We start from the raw sequence: 22,091 nt of genomic DNA, 5'->3' as shown, positions 1-22,091 counted from the left end.
AGCGCCTACGTTTCAGCGCTTCTTTCGGATTTTTTGAAGGATTTCTTTGGCTCGTGTCGGGTTGTCTCCACTTGTCGAAATCGCGATGAGGTGGTCTTCTTGTTGCAGCGTTGCCATGTTGAAAAAATCGGACCTAGATTTGTCGGTGCAGTCGTTGATTAGTTGATGCGCGGTGGCGTCTTGGGTTATTTGGGTGTTCACCGCTGGATCGTTTGTGCAGCAAAAAATGAGAAAGGCTCCGTTTAGATGCGCAGCTTGGTAATTTTCTGGGATTCGGTGGATGGGCATTTGTTGTAGTTCTTCCGTGAAAGTTGGTGCGATAACTGTGATGTTGGCACCAGTTGTGAGCAAACCTCTTGCTTTTCTTGTTGCGATTTTGCCGCCGCCGATGATGGTAACGTTTTTGTCGGTTAGTTGCAGGAGAACTGGGTAGCTCATGTCGTGGCCTCCTCGATTTTCCGCAGGACTGCGGTTGTAAGGTTTGCATCTAATTCAAGGCAGCTAGTTTCGTGCCAAGTTGGGCTGATTTCGGTGTTGCCTGTGCGAATTTTGTCGACGAGCTGACCTGCGAAAAGGAAATAAGGCATCCAGTAGACATTTTCCTGTGCCGCGGCTAATTCGGTGGCGACTTGTTTGTAATTCGGCTCACCGTGAAGCATGCCTAGTGTTACTTTGTGGCCTAGTTGAGCGCTTAGTTCTGCGATGACGCGTTGCATTTGATTTCTTGGTTCCGCGTACGATGCGCTTCCGTGGGCGATGACGAGGATGATCGCGTCGGGCTCGGGCTTGGCATCGCGGATTCGTGTGGCTGCTGTAGCGATTGTTTCAGGTTCGGCGCCAAATGTGTCTGTGATCCGGAATGTCACGTTTGGGTGCGCAGATTGCAAGCTAGCGACCTGTTCTGGGATGTCTTTTGTCGCGTGCATCGCTGGGAATAGGAGCATGGGCACGACTGTAATCTCGGTGGCACCTTCTTCCATCATCGCTTCACCGACGAGTTGCATCGTTTCGTCTTCTTTTTCTAGAAAAGCGATTTTTTGACAGGGTTCCGGTCTTTTTTTGGGCGATTTTTGCTACGAAAGCTCGGAATTCGCGGTTTTTTTTCTGGCAAACGGCTTCCGTGGGCAACGTACATGATGGCTTTCATTGATTTTCCTCCTTGAAATGTGAAAAAAGAGCTTGAAACCAGTCGTGCGTCTCAAGCTCAGATTTTCATTTATTCTTCGTCTTTGCGCTCTTCTTTTAAAATCGTGTACATCTCTGTTGCGACTTCTTTGCGGGCGTTTTCTTCTAAACGATCGATGCGCGCCGTCACGGTTTTTTGTCCGAATTTGATGACAAGTTCATCTTCAACTTTGACATTCGTACCTGGTTTGGCGACAACACCGTTCACGGAAATACGGCCTTTTTCAGCGACTTCTTTTGCGACGGTGCGCCGTTTGATTAGTCGGGATACTTTTAAAAATTTATCTAAACGCATTGTTACTGCCATGGTTCATCCATCCTTTGTTTGTAAAATTTATCTTTATCTTCGCATGATTGACGCGAAATTGCAACTATCTCAGCGTGGCGACGCGATTCGGCGGGATATCCTGAAAACTATTTTTCTGATTCACTACCTCTTATGGATTTTATTAGCGAGCCACATCAGCTTGGAGCCAAATGGCATGTAGACGAGGTCGCGGGCGGTGAGTAGTCGGAATTTGATGATGCAGTAGAAAAAGATCGTCCCTCCGATTAGGGCGCCAAGCAACGCTTCGACGGCACTACCCATGCGACTTGTGAGCGGCCAGAACGCTTCCCACGCGACTGGGACGGCGATCATTGCTGCGAACGCGAGTAGGGCCCAGCCAATCATGTGTTTTCGGATGAACGGGACTGGTAGTTGGCGTTTGAGCAGGATGTAACACATGATGAGTGTTGCTGTAAGGCCAATGACGGTGGACCATGAGGCGCCGTATGTGGCGAATCGCGGTACTAGGATGGCATTGGTGGCGATTTTGACGGCGAGTCCCAGGCACACGGCGACGGCTGGTCCTGCCATATTTCCAAACCCTTGTAGAATGCTGCTCATGGTTACGATTAGCGAGCTTAGGAACAAGGATAGGATGAAAATTTGTAGGACCCCGGTTCCAGCTGCGGTTTCGAAAAGCATTTGGTTTGTTGGGCGCATAATTGCGATGAGTCCAAGTGTCGCTGCGCCTGAAAGTAAGATGGTTAACTTGATGATGAGCAGGACAGAGCGCCGTAATTCTTTTGTTTCACCGCGTGCTTTTGCGGATGTAATCATGGGTACGATAGCGAGCGCGAGGCCCATGCACAGTACCAAGCCTAGTTGTAACAAAGGCTGTCCGCGATCGTAGACTCCTTTTAGACTTTTCGCGGTGGTACTGTCAATGCCTGATTCACGCATGAGGCGGTACACTTGGAAGGAGTCTAAAAGTTGAAACAGGATGAGCATGGCGCTTGTAGTGCAGACGGCGATGCTTTGCGCTAGGAAGCGTTTGACGAACTTCGCGCTGGCCCATTTTCTGGTGAATTTGATGGTTTCGGGTTTCTTGCGCAGATAGAAATAGAGGAGCGTGCCAAGTGCGCCGAATCCACCGACGACTGCACCACTCATGGCTACAGCCCCAGTCATGTAGAGGTTCCATCCGAGTGCGACGGCACCTGTTGCTCCAGCGATAATGATGATAACGCGCACGAGTTGTTCGATGGTTTGCGAGATGGCGGTCGGAATCATCTGCTCATGTCCTTGGAAAAAGCCGCGCAAACTGGCTAGAAACGGCATTAATAGAAATGCAAAACTGATGACGCGAATCAGCACGGTTAAGTGGACGTCGCCCATGACGCGGGCGATGAACTCGGCTCCAAAGAAAATCGCGAAGAAAAAGACGAGTCCGACGCCGATCATAACTTGCAATGCCGATTGAAAAATTTCTTCACGTTTCGTGACGTCTTTTTCTTCCGCAATCAGACGCGAAACAATGATTGGAAATCCTGCTAAAGCTAACGTCATCGCGATTCCATAGATGGGATACACTTGTTGAAATATGTAAAGACCAATATCCCCAACCATGTTCTGGAAAGGGATACGGTATACCGCGCTGAGTATTTTAGAAAGCAGTGACGCAAGTGTTAGCCAAACCGCGCCCTTCATTAAATTCTTAATTGTTGTTTGAGCCATTGTACGCCACCGCCTTTTCTAGAAATTTAGTATCAACTTATTCTGCGTTTGATTCTGCAACTTCTTTTTTCGCTTCTGAAAGTTTGTCCGTCAATGTTTTCAGTTCAAATAGCCATTCTTGAAGCGGCTTGGCGCCGACGTTAACCGTAATTCTAAGTTGTTGACCGTCCATACCCACACCAATTTGGCGACCGTATTCACCGATAACTTGCATCACCATGTCGCCGCGCATATTTTGCGTACCATCCTCTGAGAACTGAATCGTAATCTTCGTCGCATCTTGTTTCACCGACTCAATGCCAACTCGCATCGCGTACACTTTCAGCTCTGTAATCGTGAATAAATATTCGACTTGCTCTGGATATTCGCCGAATCGGTCCATCATGTCTGAACGCAATTCCTCCAAGTCATCCATATCAAGAACCGTCCGGAAACGTTTGTACATCTCAATTTTTTGACGTCCGTCCTGAATATAATGCTCCGGAATATACGCATCCACCGTGATATCAATCTCCACCGGCACGATTTTCTCATGATCTTCTTTAGGCTGACGCGCCGCAATCGCTTCTTGCAACATTTGCGAATACAAATCAAAGCCGACCGAGTCAATAAAGCCATGCTGCTGCGACCCTAAAATATTACCCGCGCCCCGAATCGACAAGTCACGCATCGCAATTTTGAACCCAGAACCAAGCTCTGTAAATTCCTTAATCGCCTGCAGTCTCTTCTCGGCTTCTTCACGCAAAATTTTATCCTTCTGATACATAAAATACGCATAGGCAATCCGGTTCCAACGACCAACACGACCGCGCAATTGATACAGCTGGGAAAGTCCCATATGATCCGCATTTTGAACGAATAGCGTATTCACATTCGGAATATCGACACCCGTTTCAATAATCGTCGTCGTCACCAACACATCATATTCCCCTTCAAGGAAACTCAAAATCACAGACTCAAGCTCCGTTTCCGTCATCTGACCATGTGCCACCGCAACACGTGCATCCGGAACGAGCATCTTAATCTCATCCGCCTTTTGCAAAATGGAATCTACTCGGTTATGCAGGAAGAAAACTTGACCGTCACGCGCGAGCTCCCGCTCAATTGCTTCCCGAATCAACACATTATTCTGCTCCACCACATAGGTTTGCACTGGAAAACGGTTGGCTGGAGGCGTCTCAATGACTGACAAATCACGCACACCGAGCATCGACATATGTAGCGTCCGCGGAATCGGCGTCGCCGTCAGCGTCAACACATCAATTTTCGATCGAATATGCTTAATCTTCTCCTTATGCGTCACGCCAAACCGTTGCTCCTCATCGATGACAAGGAAGCCCAAATCATGGTATTCCACATCCTTCGAAAGCAGGCGATGCGTTCCAACTACTATATCCACGTGACCCGACTTCAAACCTTTTAGCGTCTCATTCTGCTGTTTACGCGTCCGGAATCGACTCAGCAACCCGACCTCAATCGGGAATCCTTGGAACCGCTCCTTCATCGTTTCATAATGTTGCTGCGCCAGAATCGTTGTCGGCACAAGGAACGCGACCTGTTTCCCGTCCATCATCGCCTTAAACGCCGCACGCAAGGCAACCTCTGTTTTCCCATAACCAACGTCCCCGACAAGCAAGCGATCCATTGGCCGTTCGCGTTCCATATCCTTCTTGATTTCCATAACCGAACGCAGCTGATCCTCCGTCGCCTGGTACGGAAACGCATCTTCAAACTCGCGCATTATTTCGCCGTCAGGGCTGTAGCCATAACCCCGCTCCGCCTCACGTTCCGCGTACAGCTTAATCAAATCATCCGCAATATCCTGCACAGAAGCCTGAACCCGCGTCTTCACACGTTTCCACTCCGCGCCACCAAGCTTGTTCAACTTCGGCGCTTTACCTTCCGAGCCAACATATTTTTGCACGAGCTCCAGTTGCTCCACCGGAATAAATAACTTATCATCGCCTTGATACATCAACAATAAGTAATCCTTATGAACACCGTTAATATCCAGCGTCTCCATCCCGACATAACGCGCAATCCCGTGATTCACGTGAACCACATAATCGCCAACCTTCAGCTCCGAATAACTCTGAATCCGCTCCGCATTCGACAACTTCTGCCGTTTTTTCGGCTTCTGCTGCTTCTTACTGTTAAAAAGTTCCGTCTCACTGATAAAAACAACCTTGGCAAGCGGCAACTCAAATCCATTCTGAAAACTACCAAGCACAAATTGCGTCTGACCAAATTTCGGAACCTCCGCCTCATCCTTCAAAATCACGCTTTCCATCTCATAATCCGCGAGCGTCTGCTTCATTTTCTCCGCACGCTCAATAGACGGCGCCAAAATCACGACCGCATAATTGTTTTTCGCCCAGCTATCCATTTCCGTTTTCAAAACACTCATCTGGCCGTGGAATTGCTGCATTTGCTTATACACAATATTCGTCATCTTCGCAATCCGCACACTGTTCGGCGTCTTTTGGAACAACGACAAATAAATCCGCGACAAGCGATCCGTTTCCAGAAGCGCTCGGAAATTGTGGCTCATCTTCGTATCACGAACCGTCTCCAACCGTTCTAGCGTCTCCGTTTGCCACTCCGCTTCCTCTTTTTCTAAACGCTCATCCGTCTCCTGAATCCTCGCAAATTCATCAAATAACAAAATCGAGTTTTGCGGCACATAATCCAGTAACGAAGCCGGATCAGGATAACACATCCCAATATACTTGAAAAACATATCCGGTTTTTGGCCGTCACGAAGCAACTCCAAATCCTCTTCCAAGTTTTCTACCAGTTGCTGTTTATCCTTCTCGCCCGCCATCTGTTTCAGCGTCTGCGCTAATTTTTTCTCAATCCGCACCACCAAATCCGGGAAAAACGCTGGCTCCAGCAAAATCTCCGTCGCAGGCACCAAGCGGAACTCCTCCACCGTCTCAATCGATCGTTGCGAGTCCACATCAAAGAAGCGCAACGACTCCACTTCCGTATCAAATAACTCCATCCGAATCGGGTGCTCCTCCGTAATCGGATAAATATCAATAATCCCGCCGCGAATACTAAACTCACCAGGCGTGTTGACCATATCACTTCTCGAATACCCCATCGTCACTAACTGGCTCTGTAAAGCTTCAGGCTCAATTTCCGCACCTTGAATCAGCGAAATATTATACTTCTCCCAAATCGAAACCGGCGGCAAAATTTTGCGCATCCCAGAAACAGGTACAATCACGATTCCCGGTTTTCGAGACAGCAGAAATTGTAGTACCTCCACACGTTGCCCTCGAAGTTCTGGGCTTGAGATACTAAGTTCCGACGAAATCAACTCATCAGCAGGATATAAGTAAAGACGATCACTGTCCACCAAAGCCGACAAATCATCGTATAATTTCTGAGCATGGTATAAATTATGTGTCACAAAAATAACCGGTCGCTGCGTTCCGCCCTCGATAACACTGGCAAATAACGCCCGACTTGAACCCGAAAGCCCCGTTACTAATTGCGATTTTCCCTTTTCATCCAATTCTTTGATAACGCCACGAATATCTTTTTGTTCATAGACAAGCTGTTGCAATCCCTTCACACTAAAAGGCCTCCTTTATTTCCTTGATATGTTGCATATTTCTAATAAATAGGCGACAAGCGTTCGTATTTAATTTGTTTAAAGCATAATGTTAGCCTTACCTAAAAAAAAACATTATCGCTTTATTTCGCGTTCTATTCCACAGTTTAGTTAAATTGATTCATAACCTCTGCAAAACCTTTATTTGACCAGGCTTCCACGGCATCCGCACTCTTCTTTATTGCGTCGATAATATCCGCTTGCTCCGATTTCGGAAAATCCCCAAGCACATAATTAATAATATCCCCATTCGCAGGCCGATCCACACCAACACGAATCCTGTTAAAATCCTGCGTTTTCAAATGCTGAATTAATGATTTCATCCCATTATGACCACCCGCGCTGCCTTTTTGCCTAAGTCTAATTTTCCCCGTAGGCAAGTCCAAATCATCATAAATAATCATCACATCATCGACTGAAATATCATAATAATCCATTAATGGACGCACGCATTCCCCTGAAAGATTCATAAAAGTTAACGGTTTCACGAGTAACATTTTCTCACCATTCACAACGATACTGCTCGTCATCCCATTAAATTTCGACTTCTTCCAAGGCATTTGATATCTAAAACTAAGCTCATCGACGACCATAAAGCCGACATTATGCCTAGTACGTTCATATTTTTTACCCGGATTCCCGAGCCCAACAATCATCTTCATAACGACTCTCCTCAATGAATTAAACCACTTCACTAATGAAATGGTTGTTTACGGCTATACGCTTCGTTTGATTATACCACGATTTGGCGCTGTAAGAAAGGGATGTCTTTTGGCAAAATAAAATTAGCAACCCCCTCGCAGAATACGTCCCGCGTTAGCCTAACCACCCAATTTTTTTATTATCTCGCGATAAGCGGCGCCGGCATTGTAACATTCCTGCTCATGCTACTGATAGATTATCTTAGAAACAAAAAAAACTGGTAAGAACATGAACTAACCGTCCCTACCAATTTTTCACCATACTAAAACAAGAAAAACCGTTTTTGCGATGGTATCGTGTAATCTTCCGCCATAATCACGTCATTATTAAGTACTTTCGCGCCATTTCCTTTTAAGTAATCCACATAACGCGAGCCAATCTTCTTCACCAAGCGCTGCTCGATTTCCTTATGCAAAAGTGGCCTGCGAACCGTATCATGCGCATCCGTCGCCAAAAAGTGAACCAACTGATTTTCCAGCAAAATCTCGCTCGATTTCTTCGACTTTTTCCCCGAACTTCCCGTCTAAACTCGACCAAGTAAGTTGTGCCAAAGCCCCGTGCGACACAAATTCATACAACCGCTCCGGATTTTCCATAATCTCAAAATTCCGCTCTGGATGCGCAATTACCGGCACATATCCCGCCATCTGCAAATCGTAAAATAATTGTTCCGTGAAAACCGGAATGCTCTGCGTCGGAAACTCAATCAATACATAACGGCTTCCCGCAAGCGACGCCAAATCTCCGTTTTTTAAGCCCTCAATAATTTCGCCATGCAAGCGCACTTCCTGCCCCACATGCACTTGCAGCTCCATTCCGTTATCCTTAATCGCCTCGTTCAGCTCCGCCACATGCTCTGCCACAGAAGGCCGTAGATTAAAATAATCACCTTTCAAATGATGCGGTGTCGCAATGATATCCGTGAAACCCTCTGCTATTGCTTGTTGCGCCATGGCAAGACTGCCCGTTTCCGTTTTTGGTCCGTCATCCAACTGATTCAAGATGTGGCAATGTATATCAATCATACTTCTCATTCCTTCTATTGGCTTATTTTTGCAGGCTCGTACTATCAATTTCCTCGTATTCGCCGAAGAATTCTTGCAATACCGCCTTAATTTTATCGACTCCGCCTACTTCATCACTCTCTAAGTTTACTGGCATAACCGGCTCGTGTAAACTCATACGTAACAAGAACCAGCCATTTCCGAACGCACCGCTCGTGTTGACCCTTACGCCCTCTTGATTTACAGGCTCCAATTCCAAGCCATCCGTTTTAGCCACAAATCCTTTAAAATCTTCCAAAGCAGCCAACCCATACGCCTTAAAATTACTTGCCAAAATCGATAAACGAATCTCGTCATTGTCCGCTGGAACTTTCAAATCCCGCGTCAAATCCGCCAAATCCTTACCTTCTTTGCGTAATTTTGCATAACGCATCAAGATTTTCGCAATCAAATACGCGCCATCATCCAAGAAATAATTCTCCTTCAAAGCCGCATGACCACTAACCTCAATCGCAATCTCACTCTGCGTCCCAGCCTCGTTCAAGCGAATCGCCTCATTGATCACGTTACGATATCCACGCTTAAATCGGTGTTGCTTCCCACCAAGCCCTTCGATGAAATGCTCCAAATGCGTCGAAGTTGTCGAGTCCGTCACAATCGTCGTTCCCGGATGCTCCTCCAAAATAATCGCCGAAATCACAGCAATTAGCGGATTCCGATTCAGACTCTCACCATTCCCGTTCACAATCGCCGCCCGGTCCACATCCGTATCAAAAATAACGCCCAAATCAGCCTTATTAGCTAATACTGCTTCCTTCAAGCTCGCCATTGCCTCATTATTATCCGGATTCGGAATATGGTTTGGGAAATTCCCATTAGGATCAAGGAACTGGCTCCCCGTAATATCCGCGCCTAATTTTGCCAACACTTCCGTCGCAAAAAAGCCACCAGCACCATTTCCCGCATCCACCACGATATGGCTTCCACCAAGCGGTTTCTCATAATCCGCCCGATCATCAATCCCAGCGCGAATTTTGCCGACCAAGTCCGCCGCATAATTTTGCAATAAAGGTTTGTGCGTCACCGTTCCTGCAACACCCGCCACAACAACCGCATCCGCGTGCTCCACAATATAATCAATGTCCTCGTGCTCCGCGCCACCGTCACGCGTGAACAATTTCAAGCCATTATAGAAATAAGGAAGATGGCTCGCCGTAATCATAATCGCCGCATCACATTGGTAATCCTCATATTGCGTCGCCATAAACATCGCCGGCGTCGTCGCCAAACCAACATCCACGACATTAATTCCAGACCGCGTCAAGCTCGCCACAAGCACGTCTTTCACTCGATCCGCAGACAAACGACTATCATGCCCAATCGCCACTGATGGCTGGTCGCCCATCTTTTTCACGTCACGAAGCCAAGCCGCAAAACCAATCGCAATCGCACTTACATGTTCATCCGTCAACGTCACATCGTGTTTCTCCGTTCCAATCGCAATTCCTCTAATATCCGAGCCATTCTGCAAGTCCTTCAAAGCCATAATCCCACTCCTCCAATTTCTATGTATATTCTCTCGTCCATTGTACCAAAAATCCGCCCCGATAGCGACGCATGTTCCTTCCCAATTTTGTTTTACAACTCCAAGGTAAAGAATAGTTAAAAACGAATAGATACGTTATACTTATAATAACAATCTATGAAACGGGGGTACTAGCATGCTAAAAAAATTCTCAGTTAAAAAATTTCAAAAACTTTAGCAAAGAAATCACAATTGATTTTTCAGATACCGGTGACTACAATTTCAACACACCACTCATCAAAAACTCACTATTAAACAATGTCCTTATTTACGGAAAAAACGCTGTAGGCAAGTCCAATTTGGGCTTGGCACTTTTCGATATTACAATCCATGTGGTTGATAAAGTTAATTTGGCAAACTATAAAAATTATATTAATGCAGACAATCCCAATGAACCTGCCACCTTTTCTTATACTTTCCAATTTGATAAACATATTTTAGAATACACCTATCAAAAATCAGACAAAAACACACTATTCAGCGAAATTTTAAGCATCAATGGTAGCAAACTTTTTGAGTATAATTTCGAGAGCAAAGAAGGCGATTTCGCTGGGATTCAAAACTATCCTGATTTAGCTACGTTAAATTGGGAGTTCCGAGACAGTTCTCTTTCTGTGCTAAAATACATCGCAAATAACAGCAACTTGGCTCCCGACTCACCTATTCGCTCATTGATTCATTTCGTTTCATCGATGATTTGGCTTAGCTCTCCTGGTGGGCAGGCTAATAGAATTATTGGTATGATATCCGAAATCAGCCCCATGACAACCAAGCTAATTGAGATGGATAAAGTCCAAGAATTTCAAGATTTTCTCAACCAAAATGGTGTTCCTGATAAATTAATCGTGAAAACAGATGTGACCGGTGAAAAAGCTATTTATATAGACTACGCCAAACCAGTAAAATTTATTGAAGTTTTTTCTGGTGGAACAGCATCCTTAACAGCTATTTTCTATCTATCTCTATATTTCGAAAATGCTTCTTTTGTTTTCATCGACGAATTCGATGCGAACTATCATTTTGAAGTTGCTGAAAACATCGTAAAACTGCTTCAAAATAAGAATTTCCAATCAGTGCTAACATCTCATAACACAAACTTGATGAGCAATAACCTCATGCGACCAGACTGCTACCTCATATTAACAAAGGAAGGACTAACCCCATTTTTCCGAGCAACAGAACGAGAACTACGTGAAGGCCACAATTTAGAAAAACTTTATCAGAGCGGAGAATTCGAAAATGACAGATAAAAACATACTACTCATCGTTGAAGGCGCTAAACAAGAACCTAGACTCATAGAATTTATTTTTAACAAGCTTTTCCCTGCTGCTGCTCCTTATCAAATTTATTCATTCAAAACAAATCTATACAGTCTATATAATCACCTAAAAAAGCATTATGCTGATACATCTGGAAAAATTGATTTGGATAGCATTGATTTACTCGGTGTTTTGAAAGAATATAGTAAAGCTTCCTCCGAAAAAGAAGTTTTATCTAAAAAATACACAGATATACTGCTGATTTTCGACTTTGATCCACATGATTCCGAGTATAACAAGTCCATTTTGACCGACTTCCAATCTAAATTTAGCGAGTCTACAGAAGATGGTCAACTTTTTATTAACTATCCTATGGTTGAGTCATTCAAACACTTCAAGTCATTACCTGACCCTGAATATAGTAACAGAGATATCGATTTAGCTACATTATCTAGTGGAAAATACAAATCACTTGTAGATAACGAAACATTCCAAACCGACCTCAGAAAATACTCATCGGGGGATTATCTACAAATCATACAACACAATATCACGAAGATAAACTACTTATTAAACACAGACCTAACTAGTAAAACGCATGCCGGTGAGAGTAACCTTGTATACAGCAAGCTTCTAGACTATGAAATCAATTATTTAGAACAATCCGATAAAGTTCATATTTTGAATACCTCTATCCTCTTTGCCCTCGAATATAATCCAGATCTTCTACATTGAAAAGATGACGGCTATCGAACACTGATAGCTATCATCTTTTTACAACTCCAATTGCCTCGCCAGTCGCGCCTTCAACTCCCCAACCACGCTCGCCGGCTCCAAAACCTGCATCATCGGTCCAAAAGACAATATTTGAATCACTAACTCCGTCAAATCTCCACGCGGACAATAGATCTCCATCTCAAACACATTCGCACGCTCCGTCCGAAACGCCTTTTTCTTATAATCGGCAAAATGAATCATCGCCCGATCCACCGCGTTCCGATGGTTCACCACATGACACGTCACAATCACCAACTCCGCCCGATGCTCCGGCAACGCCACATCCATAAGCATACCCACCCGCGCCTCCATCACCTTCCCAACATTCATCGTAAACGGCTTCAAATCACCTTTTCGAAAACAAAGCAACCGAAACCGATCATTCTTCTGCGAAAACTCCAACCGATACGGAAAAAAAAGTCCCCGTCAAAACATCCCGTTCTCGCGCCCGATACACCAATTCCAACTCCCGCTTCTCCTCACAAGCCTGCAAAATCACATCAAAACGCGTCCGATATCCCGGCTCCAAATAAGCGTCCCCATCCCGAAACTGATCAAAACACCAAATCGAATCCGCATCAAACAACACCTCATAATCCGCAAGCTCCCGCTCCAAATCCCCAATCTCATCATCCGTCAAAAACAACCCCATCCGCGGATCCCGCAAAACCGTTTTCAACCACCGTTTTTCAAGCACACCTTGCACCGGCATCCAATCCCTCTTCAGAAGCGACACATACTCACCGTTCCGCTCCGCCAACAAATGCCACTGCTCCGTCAATTGTGGCAACAAGTGCAAACCACTCTCATCAAACCCAAGCTCCCGCACAATCCCCGCCATCTCCTGTTTCGTCAACCCACGCCTCTGCATCAAAATCTCCAGAACGACTCGGTAATACGTCCCGTACATCTCATTAAATATCTCCAACCGTCGTCCCCTCCTCAAAATAAAGCCGATACATATCCGCGAGCTCCGCAAAAAATTACCGTTCCCACGCCTCATCCCCCGAATCAAGCGCGACAATCCGTCCCATAAACGTCCGCAAAAACGGCTTCATCCCATTCAAATCATACGTCTCAATCCGAAATACAAATCGCTTCGAAGTCAACCGCTCAAGCGTCCCATGCCGCCCCTCCATCCGAATCCGGTCCAACATATACGCCTCGCGAATCTCATCAATCGCCAGCGTCACACAAAGCGTATGCACGACCCGTCGATCAAATCCCGCGCTCCACATAAATTTTCGCACCTCATCAAAATGCTCCTTTTCCATCTCAAAATCCGTCGCAACCTCCGCAATCTCCACCCGTTCAATCTGATCCAGCCGATGAAACGCAAAAAACTGTCCCTTTTTTGATTTCCCAACCACATACCGCCGTCCCGACTGCGCGCTCACCAGCAACTTCACCGGCATAAATCCCAGCCCTCGCTCACGCCCAAACCGCATCAACACCACCCAACGCTCCTCCCGAATCGCAGCCAGCAAATCCAAGCAAACCTGCTCCTCCAACGTATGCATCACAAAATAATGCTTATAACTAAACACTGAATCCATCGCGTCCTCTTGTTGCAACAAATAATGCCCCAACACCCCAACCGGCGCCATCTCCTTGAAAAACTGCACCGCTCGCCGCGCCCGATCCGATAACATCACACTCACAACCCGCGAAAAATAAACCTCCCGTCCACGCATTTCCCGTCGCAACACAGCAAGCGCCACATACTCCGCCAATTTCTTCCGTAACGTCAACGGCTCGATCATAAATCCATCCCGAAAATGCACCAAATAATCCGCATCAATCCGCGCCAACACCTGATTCACCGAATATGCCTCGCCCACCTGAAAAATATCCATCAACACAAAATGCAGAAAAACATCATTCTTCGTAAAACTCTTCGCCTGCCAAACCGCAAACATCGGATTCTCCGTCACCTCATTCGGATCAATAAACAACCGCAACGCCTTCCCGCTCCCTTGCTGCTCCACCTCCACATACTCCCGCAAATAACTCTCAATCCGACGCCGCTCATTATCATAACTCCGACCACTTTTTGCCTTGAAATCCTCACGCTGCTTAAACCCATACACATAAAATTCCCGCACATAATTCCGAATCACCGCGAAATTTTTAATCAACTCATTAAACGATTTTGCCATCATGTCCCCCGTTCGCACCTTTTTTTATAAGATAAACCCGTGCAACTTCTCTATACTAAAACCATAAACCAGAAATGAGGAATTGACAATGTTTACTTACTACGAAAAAAATGAAACCGCAAAACCAATCAAAATCTGGCTTCCCGACCAATCAGCAATTGAAGACGGGTGCTTCGAGCAAGCAAAACAAATCGCGAACCTCCCATTCGTCTACAAATGGCTGTCCCTCATGCCTGACACCCATCTTGGCGCAGGTATGCCGATTGGCGGCGTTCTCGCCACAAAAAACACGATTGTCCCATACGCAGTCGGCATGGACATCGGATGCGGCATGTGTTACGTCCAAACCGACATTCACGAAAGCGATATCACCAAGAACTTCATCCAAAGCGTCGTCAACGAAACGCTGTTCACCATCCCTGTCGGCAAAGCCCGTCACCGTGAAGCCCAAAAATCCGCCGTTATCGACATGGCATTCGCACAAAAAGACCATTACGAACTCCTGCCAAACGCAGCGGAACTACTAGAAAACGCCTACTATCAAGTCGGCACACTCGGTGGCGGAAACCATTTCATCGAATTTCAAAAAGACGAAACCGGCTATCTCGGCATCATGCTCCACTCCGGAAGCCGCCATCTCGGCGCCCAAATTTGCCAGCACTTTCAAAAACTCGCCGTGAAGCTCAACAAACAATGGCTCAGCGACACACCAGAACGAAACCCGCTCGCTTTCCTACCGACTGATTCACTAGAAGGAAAAGCCTACATCGAATGGATGAACCTCGCGCTCGACTACGCATTCGAAAACCGCGAAGCCATGCTCGAAGCCACGATGGCGATTTTTGCGAAACACAGCGAGAAAAAACTCGGCAAAACACCCACATTCACCGACAAAATCAACTGCCACCACAACTACGCATCACTCGAAAACCATTACGGCCAAAATGTCTGGGTCCACCGTAAAGGCGCAACACGAGCAAGAATCGGCGAACTCGGCATCATCCCCGGAGCGATGGGCGCAACAAGCTATCTCGTTCGCGGCCTAGGCAACCCAGAAAGCTTCCACTCCTCCTCACACGGCGCCGGACGAAACTTCTCCAGAACCCGCGCCAAAAGCAATTTTCCGATGGAGGAAGTACTGCAAGACCTAAACGAACACAACATCGCAATCGGCAAGAAAAACCTCCAAGATGTCGCCGAAGAAAGCCGTTTCGCCTACAAAAATATCGAAGAAGTCATGCACAACCAAACCGATCTCGTCGAAACCATCAAGACACTAACCACACTAGGCGTCGTCAAGGGCTAACAATAAAATACGAAGCGTAGAAGCTAAACCACAATCTTGGCTACATCTTCTACGCTCCGTATTTTTAATTCGTCCTCAATATCTTCTCCATCGCTTTTCCTTTTGCCAACTCATCAATCAACTTATCCAAATATCGAATCTGCTGCATCAACGGATCTTCAATTTCCTCCACCCGATAACCACAAATAACTCCCGTAATCAGCGACACATTAGGATTCATCACCGGCGCCTCTTTAAAAAACGTTTCAAAGTCCACCTTCTGATCTAGAACGTGCTGTAACCCCGCCTCATCATAACCCGTCAACCAAAAAATAATCTCATCAACCTCCGCCTTCGTTCGCTCTTTTTTCTCAGCTTTTTGTATGTAAAGCGGGTATACACTGCCAAATGACATCCCAAAAATTCTCGGTTTCTTCACCATTATTCTCCTCCTCTAGTTTACCTATATCCTCTATTCTACATAGGCTAGGCACTTTTCTCAATGTTTAACGCTTACATCAGCACAACAAAAAGAGCCTCACCTACATTATCGCCAGGGAGGCACGTTTCGGTCCAACTTCTATTTTAAAAAAAACGTCTCATTTCTTCTTTTTCGGCTTCTTCTTGAACATCGATTGAAAAGCATTTTTCAGTACATCGAAGAAGCTCAGAGAAGTCACCATATTGGCCGGATCTACATATACACGAATCGCTCGAAGTACGTCTTTCGGTTTTTTAGAAGCAAACGTAAATGTCCCATTGCGCTTTGTTTTAATTGCATAACGCGGAATCCACTTCCCTTTCAGCATAACAGAAACGATAACTTGATCGACTTCTTCCCAAGGAATCTGGATAAACTTACGAACATCACGCGAGTTGAAAAATTCAAAACCGCTGTCACCGATCATGATCTCTCCGTAATCTGTAAGCCCTGTAAACGCAGTGGCATCTATTTTCATGTCTACCTTTGTATTAATCGATTGAACCAACTATTTTCGCTCCATTTCTTTTCACCTGTTTTCTTCATTATACGTTTTTTCACGCCATATACAAACAAAAAGAGGCTAGCGATGTTTGCCCAGCCTCTTTTTTTTATCGGCTTATTTTTTACAGAAGTCCGATGACGTGACCAACAACACCAACTACGAATAGACCTAGAATGATGATGATTGGACTAATTTTCTTCTTAAGCAACCACATACAGAAGAACGTAAGTAGTAATGCTGCAAGACCTGGAATTAAGCTATCCAAGTTATTTTGTAAAGTTGTTACTTTTAGTTGAGAAAGCGATAATCCTTGAGTGTACTGTTCAAATGCCATTTTAACACCGTCAACACCGCTTGGAAGTGAATTCCAATCAATATAGGCACCATTATCTAGCTTAACTTCAGAAATGACTGGTTTAAAGACGATGGACACCCACCTCTGAACCAAGGCGGCGAGTACGAACATCCCGAGTATGGAAGCACCTTTTGTGATATCTTGTAAAAGGCCACCAGATAGATCGTCCGTGATTTTAGAACCTGCTTTGTAACCAAACTCTTGTGTGTACCACATGAAGCTCCAACGAATAATGTTCCAAGCTACGAAGAAAATGATTGGGCCAAGGATGTTTCCGCTGATTGCAAGGGAAGCTCCTAGTGCACCTAACATTGGACGAACTGTAAACCAGAATACTGGATCTCCAATACCGGCTAGAGGTCCCATCATCCCAACTTTTACCCCTTGGATTGCTACATCATCAACTGGCGCACCATTTGCACGTTCTTCTTCCAGTGCTAGTGTTACCCCAAGAATTGGTGATGCTACATATGGATGTGTATTGAAGAATTCCAAGTGACGTTTCATCGCCGCTGAACGGTCTTCTTTTGATTTATATAATTTTTTGATTGCTGGAATCATTGAGAATGCCCAACCACCATTTTGCATACGCTCATAGTTCCAAGAACCTTGAATAAACGTAGAACGCCAAGCTACACTCAAGCGGTCTTTTTTCGTTAAGACAATTTTTTTCTGTTTCTGCCATTCTTTTCTCCTCCTTTTTAGGTTTAATAGTCGTTTAGGATGTCGCCGAGCGGATCTTTGGAATTACCGCCTCCGCCACCGTTTGAATTACCGCCACCCATTTTAGAAAGGTTAAGGTAAATAAGAGCTAACGCAACACCTAGAGCACCAATTGCGATAAGTGTTAATTGAGTAATTGCTGCTACGACAAAACCGATGATGAAAAATGGCCATACTTCTTTTGTTGCCATCATGTTAATAACAAGCGCATAACCTACTGCTACTACCATTCCCCCACCAATTGCCATACCTTCTGTTAACCATGCAGGCATTGATTCTAGGAAAGATTGTACGCTGTCTGCTGGAATGAATAAAAGTGCTGCTGCTGGAATCGCAATACGAACACCTTGCATACAGATGGCACCGATATGCAGCATTTCCACTTCTCTAAAACTTCCTTTTGCTGCAGCTCTATCCATTAAATGTACGATAGGAACAGCCAAAGTACGAACGATCATTGTTAAGAAAAGACCTGCTACTGCAAGTGGAATCGCGATAGCAATCGCTGAAGGAATACCTGCTACGCCTTGTCCACCTAATACTAAAATAATTGCTGACGCTACAGATGCAAGTGCTGCATCGGGTGCTACGGCTGCTCCAATGTTTGCCCAACCAAGTGCGATCATTTGGAGTGTTCCACCAAGGATAATACATGCCGTTAAATTACCTGTTACTAGACCGATTAATGTACATGCTACTAGCGGCTGATGGAATTGGAATTCGTCTAAGATTCCTTCCATACCAGCTAGAAAGGCAATTAAGATTACTAAAATTATTGCTATTACAGACATAAATATACCTCCTATTTTGAATTTATTACTGCGCTTTTAATTCAACTTTTGCTTTTTTGATGATGTCGTCCATGTTTGCGCTCGAATCGTTAGGAACTTTACGAACATCAAACTTGATACCTTTAGCTTTTAATTTTTCGAAAGCTTCTACGTCTTCTTGTCCCATTGCAAGTACTTTACTCACAACTGCTTTCCCAACAGAATGGGCCATTGAGCCAACGTTTACTTGCTCGATTTCTACGCCGCCTTCTACAGCACGAAGAACATCTTGCGGATTTTCGAATAAAAGAAGTGCTTTTGTATTCCCAAAACGCGTATCTTTTGCAATCTCAATCATTTTGTCTACCGGAATAACATTGGCTTTAACGCCCGGTGGTGCTGCTTGTTCGATTAATTTTTTACGAAGATCGTCTTTTGCAACCGCGTCAGATACGACGATGATGCGCGTTGGATTTGTTGATTTTGTCCATGCAGTAGCAACTTGACCGTGTAATAAACGAGAGTCAACGCGTGCTAAGACAAATTTAATTTTGCCGTCGCCAACAACTGTTCCTGGAGCAAGGTCCGCTTTCGGTTGTTCAGCAACTGCTGCTTCTTGTGGTTGCGGTTGTAATTCTTCTGGCTTGACACGCACGCCTTCTTGACCTGGTGTCAAAATAGCTTTAGCGATTTCTTGCGCAGAGTTCATTGAAAAACGTGATGCAAAAGATTCAATCAACATTGGCAAGTTAAGACCTGCTACAATTGCCCACTTATCTTTATGTTCTTCATACAAACCGTTTGCTTGGTTGAACGGGGTGCCTCCCCAAAGATCAACTAAGAATAGTACTTCATCTTGGCTATCAAATGATGCGATTGCAGCTTCCATCTTGGCTTTGATATCTTCTGGGCCTTCGCTTGGCATCAATGTGATTGCTTTAACGTTTTCTTGTTCTCCGAAAATCATCGTTCCGGACTGCAAGATACCTTCAGCAAATTCGCCGTGAGTTGCGAGGATAATTCCTACCATCTTTTTCCCTCCTAAATAATTAAACTTTACTTTCCCAACATTTTAGAGACGTCTAACGTAAGCTCTAGCTAGTTCATTCGTTATGCCTCTTCATAAGCCCGAAATCCCTCTCCCCCTTTCAAATCGTCAGAGCCTCCATCAAACTCTGCGCGCGTTTATAAGCCCAATCCCCTGGCTATTTTAAAATTTTGAGAAGCTACAGGGTTAGTATCATCTACCGCTCCTGCCTTGGATACCAATTAATACCCAATATTTACTTCTTTCAATCCTGTTAGTTTTCATTATCTGCTACCGGTTTAATATAAAGCAATTTCCGTGCCAACTTTAGTGTATCGCCAAGTAAACAGCTATGTAGCAACAACAAAGGTGCGATAATACGTAATAAAATGAGTAGTGTATTATTTACCGATACGCTATTTCCACTTCTAATATAGTATATTATTTCGGGATTGATACTGTATGACATTATACCATACTCCTCTAAACGCCACTACTGTAAAGTCATTATTTTGTACATATTACTTCTTTTTCTAAAAAAAAAACGATACAGTCCCTAGATCAAATCTTAAATCTAAGAACCATATCGTTTCTTGTTTTATTTGGCTATGTCAGCAAACTGAGAAGTATGGCTAATTTCGAAGGACTGAACTATTGTTGCATCTGCGTCCGCTAAGCAAACACGAGAAAAAGTTGAAGTGTCATAAGGCTTGATATAAAGTGTTCGGGATTTCGTATCATAGCCACTCCAGTAGCTGGTGAAATCGCTTGCTGTATCAGATATTTCCTCCCATCCTGAAGCAATTTGAGCTGTGTTAAATAGATTATAAAGCGCGTCAATCGCCTCACTATCTGTCGGTGTATTCATGAACCTTGATAGGTAAACAGCTCGGATGAATCGTGACGGGGAGGTGAAATCACCAGGTAGTCCAAGTAGGCCTGAACCACTTTCAATTTGTGGAATAGCCATGTCGCCCTCTAATTTTTTAGTACCTCGATTATGGTCGGATAACTCAATATAATTCCGCAAATTCGTCATGTGCCAATCATAGGTCGGGCTATTCGTCATCACGCCAATCGTATTCTCAAAAATCCTGAAAGCTCCATTATCCGTAGGTTCTAGTACAATCGAATGGCCTGTCACATCTGTGAACGTATAGTGGAGCGTTGTTGGCCTGTTCATGTCTGGATTCCCCTCAGCCAATGTAGCTAGCGTCTCATTAACCAGTCCAAAATGGCGCATTCCCTCACTCACTTCTTGTACAGTACTGTATTGACTAAGCACCCAAGCCAAAACTTCCTCACCAAGCAATGGCTTGAGATTTCTTTTTTGAAGGTCCTCTCGCGTACTCCAAGAACATTCTTCCAAATATAGTAATCCGCCAACTAATCCCGCTTCGTTTATACCATCAAAGAAACAGTAGGAACCTGATAAATTAACGCCCATATAAGCATATTTACTCGTCCAATTTCCGCTATCAGCTTCGATTTGATGATTTTTAGGAACAGTAGACACGACACATCCATACTCAAAAGGATTGATTGGAAAGTCCATCGTGCGAGCCCAGTATGTATTTCCTTCCGTCGACTTAATATTTATATTTGTACACATAAAACAACCTCCTATTTTCTTAATCCTTTGAGTATACCCTAATTAATTGCTAATTATACTTCCAGATATTGCTTTTATTTTGTGATGTTGTATACTTACATATATAGGGAGGAAGATAAAAATGATAGAATTAGCTTTATCGTGTGTTTTTATTGGTTTACTAATGTTTTTCACTAAGAAGAAAAGCTTCAAAAAAGGGATATCACTATTTCTAGCTATCGGTATGGTTGGGATTATTTTAGCGGGTTGCGGTGCTACAAGTGACGAATTAACAAAGGCAGACGAACCGACTACGACGCAGAAAGCAAAAATGCCGAAGCTTGTCTTGAAATCTGAAAGCACCTTTAAATCGGATGAAAACGGAACCGTCACCATCACTGGGAAAACAAAGCCTAACGCGGAGTTGACACTCGTAGCAAGCGGTCAGCCAGATCAAGCCGCAACTTCAGATTCTGATGGGAACTTCTCATTCGAAATGACAGAAGTGCCCTATGACGGGACGGCAGTACTCACTACCACGTGGAAAGGTCTAAACAAGTCAAAAGATATTACATATGAGGCCAATCAAACTTATAAAGCAAAAGTCGCGAAAATAGAGCAGGAAAAACAAGTTGCTGAGGCAAAACGTGTGGAAGCGGAGAAACAAGAACAAGCGCGCATTGCCGAGGCTCAGCGTGTAGAAACAGCTCGAATTGCGGAAGAAAATAGGAAAGCTGAAGAAAAACGAGTTGCCGATCAAAAAGCAGCAGCTGAGAAAGCACGGATCGTCGCCGAACAAAAAGAACAGGCAGCCGCAGAACAAAGAAAAGCGGAACAACGTAGGCAAGCCAAAGAGCAACAGCCAGCAGATGACCAAGGTGAAATGGTTTATATCACAGCTACCGGCAAACGCTATCACTTCAACCAAAATTGCCAAGGACTCAATAATTCTAACGGCGAGACACAAGTTACTTTGTCCAACGCACAGTCACGCGGACTCACAAAATGTAAATTTGAATAAAATGAAACGCTAGTTCAGCATTAGTCGCGAACTAGCG

The 22,091-nt window shown here is 44.7% G+C and carries 23 protein-coding genes and 1 pseudogene; 4 read left to right on the top strand and 20 right to left on the bottom strand.

Annotation, left to right across the window (positions count from 1 at the left end):
- Positions 1-12: 12 nt before the first annotated feature.
- The 10 genes and pseudogenes from PCORN_RS04895 to PCORN_RS04860 form a co-directional block, all read right to left on the bottom strand.
- On the bottom strand, positions 13-438 hold the full coding sequence (locus PCORN_RS04895; protein ID WP_036078090.1) for a precorrin-2 dehydrogenase/sirohydrochlorin ferrochelatase family protein: 426 nt from the start codon (positions 436-438) through the stop codon (positions 13-15).
- Complete coding sequence (locus tag PCORN_RS20745) at positions 435-758, bottom strand: CbiX/SirB N-terminal domain-containing protein (RefSeq protein WP_277620164.1); 324 nt, start codon at positions 756-758, stop codon at positions 435-437. The genes PCORN_RS04895 and PCORN_RS20745 overlap by 4 nt, the downstream gene beginning before the upstream one ends.
- A 72-nt stretch (positions 759-830) precedes the next feature.
- Positions 831-1,046 (bottom strand): annotated as a pseudogene (locus PCORN_RS20740) (sirohydrochlorin chelatase); the annotation flags it as partial.
- A 170-nt stretch (positions 1,047-1,216) separates the two neighbouring features.
- Complete coding sequence (locus PCORN_RS04885) at positions 1,217-1,480, bottom strand: RNA-binding S4 domain-containing protein (protein ID WP_277619741.1); 264 nt, start codon at positions 1,478-1,480, stop codon at positions 1,217-1,219.
- 135 nt (positions 1,481-1,615) lie between these two features.
- Complete coding sequence (locus tag PCORN_RS04880) at positions 1,616-3,187, bottom strand: putative polysaccharide biosynthesis protein (RefSeq protein WP_036078083.1); 1,572 nt, start codon at positions 3,185-3,187, stop codon at positions 1,616-1,618.
- 37 nt (positions 3,188-3,224) lie between these two features.
- Positions 3,225-6,770 (bottom strand): transcription-repair coupling factor, encoded by a 3,546-nt coding sequence (gene mfd / locus PCORN_RS04875; RefSeq protein ID WP_036078081.1) that lies wholly within the window; start codon positions 6,768-6,770, stop codon positions 3,225-3,227.
- Positions 6,771-6,916: 146 nt separating this feature from the next.
- Entirely contained in the window at positions 6,917-7,471 is a 555-nt protein-coding gene (pth, locus tag PCORN_RS04870; protein WP_036078079.1) for an aminoacyl-tRNA hydrolase, read from the bottom strand.
- 302 nt (positions 7,472-7,773) lie between these two features.
- Complete coding sequence (locus PCORN_RS20735; RefSeq protein WP_277620161.1) at positions 7,774-7,977, bottom strand: hypothetical protein; 204 nt, start codon at positions 7,975-7,977, stop codon at positions 7,774-7,776.
- Positions 7,946-8,536: a tyrosine-protein phosphatase gene (locus tag PCORN_RS04865; RefSeq protein WP_277620160.1), complete on the bottom strand. Its 591-nt coding sequence runs from the start codon at positions 8,534-8,536 to the stop codon at positions 7,946-7,948. Before PCORN_RS04865 ends, PCORN_RS20735 begins: the two co-directional genes overlap by 32 nt.
- A gap of 22 nt (positions 8,537-8,558) precedes the next feature.
- Positions 8,559-10,061, bottom strand: a complete 1,503-nt coding sequence (locus PCORN_RS04860; protein WP_036078077.1) for a phosphohexomutase domain-containing protein — start codon at positions 10,059-10,061, stop codon at positions 8,559-8,561.
- Between the two features lie 224 nt (positions 10,062-10,285).
- Here PCORN_RS04860 and PCORN_RS04855 point away from each other — a divergent pair, with 224 nt between their 5' ends.
- Complete coding sequence (locus PCORN_RS04855) at positions 10,286-11,350, top strand: AAA family ATPase (protein ID WP_065520113.1); 1,065 nt, start codon at positions 10,286-10,288, stop codon at positions 11,348-11,350.
- On the top strand, positions 11,340-12,095 hold the full coding sequence (locus tag PCORN_RS04850) for a hypothetical protein (RefSeq protein WP_036078075.1): 756 nt from the start codon (positions 11,340-11,342) through the stop codon (positions 12,093-12,095). The genes PCORN_RS04855 and PCORN_RS04850 overlap by 11 nt, the downstream gene beginning before the upstream one ends.
- Positions 12,096-12,134: 39 nt before the next feature.
- Here PCORN_RS04850 and PCORN_RS04845 read toward each other — a convergent pair whose 3' ends face one another.
- The 3 genes from PCORN_RS04845 to PCORN_RS04835 are packed head-to-tail and all read right to left on the bottom strand — an operon-like array spanning position 12,135 to position 14,299.
- Entirely contained in the window at positions 12,135-12,467 is a 333-nt protein-coding gene (locus PCORN_RS04845) for a WCX domain-containing protein (protein WP_149024259.1), read from the bottom strand.
- Positions 12,468-12,516: 49 nt separating this feature from the next.
- On the bottom strand, positions 12,517-13,065 hold the full coding sequence (locus PCORN_RS04840; RefSeq protein ID WP_036078071.1) for a hypothetical protein: 549 nt from the start codon (positions 13,063-13,065) through the stop codon (positions 12,517-12,519).
- A gap of 55 nt (positions 13,066-13,120) precedes the next feature.
- A complete protein-coding gene (locus PCORN_RS04835; RefSeq protein ID WP_077913791.1) occupies positions 13,121-14,299 on the bottom strand; it encodes a WYL domain-containing protein in 1,179 nt (392 codons plus the stop codon).
- 85 nt (positions 14,300-14,384) lie between these two features.
- Between PCORN_RS04835 and PCORN_RS04830 the strand changes: the two genes are divergently transcribed.
- Positions 14,385-15,602 carry an RtcB family protein gene (locus PCORN_RS04830; protein ID WP_036078070.1) on the top strand — a complete coding sequence of 406 codons (1,218 nt, stop codon included), beginning with the start codon at positions 14,385-14,387 and terminating at the stop codon, positions 15,600-15,602.
- Between the two features lie 64 nt (positions 15,603-15,666).
- Here PCORN_RS04830 and PCORN_RS04825 read toward each other — a convergent pair whose 3' ends face one another.
- The 7 genes from PCORN_RS04825 to PCORN_RS04795 form a co-directional block, all read right to left on the bottom strand.
- Entirely contained in the window at positions 15,667-16,020 is a 354-nt protein-coding gene (locus PCORN_RS04825) for a DUF2200 domain-containing protein (protein ID WP_036078115.1), read from the bottom strand.
- A 160-nt stretch (positions 16,021-16,180) separates the two neighbouring features.
- Positions 16,181-16,570, bottom strand: a complete 390-nt coding sequence (locus tag PCORN_RS04820) for a DUF956 family protein (protein ID WP_036078067.1) — start codon at positions 16,568-16,570, stop codon at positions 16,181-16,183.
- 118 nt (positions 16,571-16,688) lie between these two features.
- Positions 16,689-17,588 (bottom strand): PTS system mannose/fructose/sorbose family transporter subunit IID, encoded by a 900-nt coding sequence (locus tag PCORN_RS04815; protein ID WP_036078064.1) that lies wholly within the window; start codon positions 17,586-17,588, stop codon positions 16,689-16,691.
- A gap of 41 nt (positions 17,589-17,629) precedes the next feature.
- A complete protein-coding gene (locus PCORN_RS04810; protein WP_036078062.1) occupies positions 17,630-18,436 on the bottom strand; it encodes a PTS mannose/fructose/sorbose transporter subunit IIC in 807 nt (268 codons plus the stop codon).
- Positions 18,437-18,461: 25 nt separating this feature from the next.
- Positions 18,462-19,445, bottom strand: coding sequence for a mannose/fructose/sorbose PTS transporter subunit IIA (locus tag PCORN_RS04805; RefSeq protein WP_036078060.1), 984 nt, complete (start codon positions 19,443-19,445; stop codon positions 18,462-18,464).
- 271 nt (positions 19,446-19,716) lie between these two features.
- The gene (locus PCORN_RS04800; RefSeq protein WP_036078058.1) at positions 19,717-19,911 is read right to left on the bottom strand and encodes a hypothetical protein; all 195 of its coding nucleotides are present in this window, start codon (positions 19,909-19,911) and stop codon (positions 19,717-19,719) included.
- 129 nt (positions 19,912-20,040) lie between these two features.
- Complete coding sequence (locus PCORN_RS04795; RefSeq protein WP_036078056.1) at positions 20,041-21,054, bottom strand: choloylglycine hydrolase family protein; 1,014 nt, start codon at positions 21,052-21,054, stop codon at positions 20,041-20,043.
- Positions 21,055-21,175: 121 nt separating this feature from the next.
- Here PCORN_RS04795 and PCORN_RS04790 point away from each other — a divergent pair, with 121 nt between their 5' ends.
- A complete protein-coding gene (locus PCORN_RS04790) occupies positions 21,176-22,054 on the top strand; it encodes a hypothetical protein (RefSeq protein WP_036078054.1) in 879 nt (292 codons plus the stop codon).
- The last annotated feature ends 37 nt before the right edge of the window (positions 22,055-22,091 follow it).

The sequence above is a fragment of the Listeria cornellensis FSL F6-0969 genome (genome assembly GCF_000525855.1).
Taxonomy (GTDB): domain Bacteria; phylum Bacillota; class Bacilli; order Lactobacillales; family Listeriaceae; genus Listeria_A; species Listeria_A cornellensis.
The sequence above is the reverse complement of the archived record's forward strand: the minus strand, read 5'-3'. Positions and strand labels throughout refer to the sequence as shown.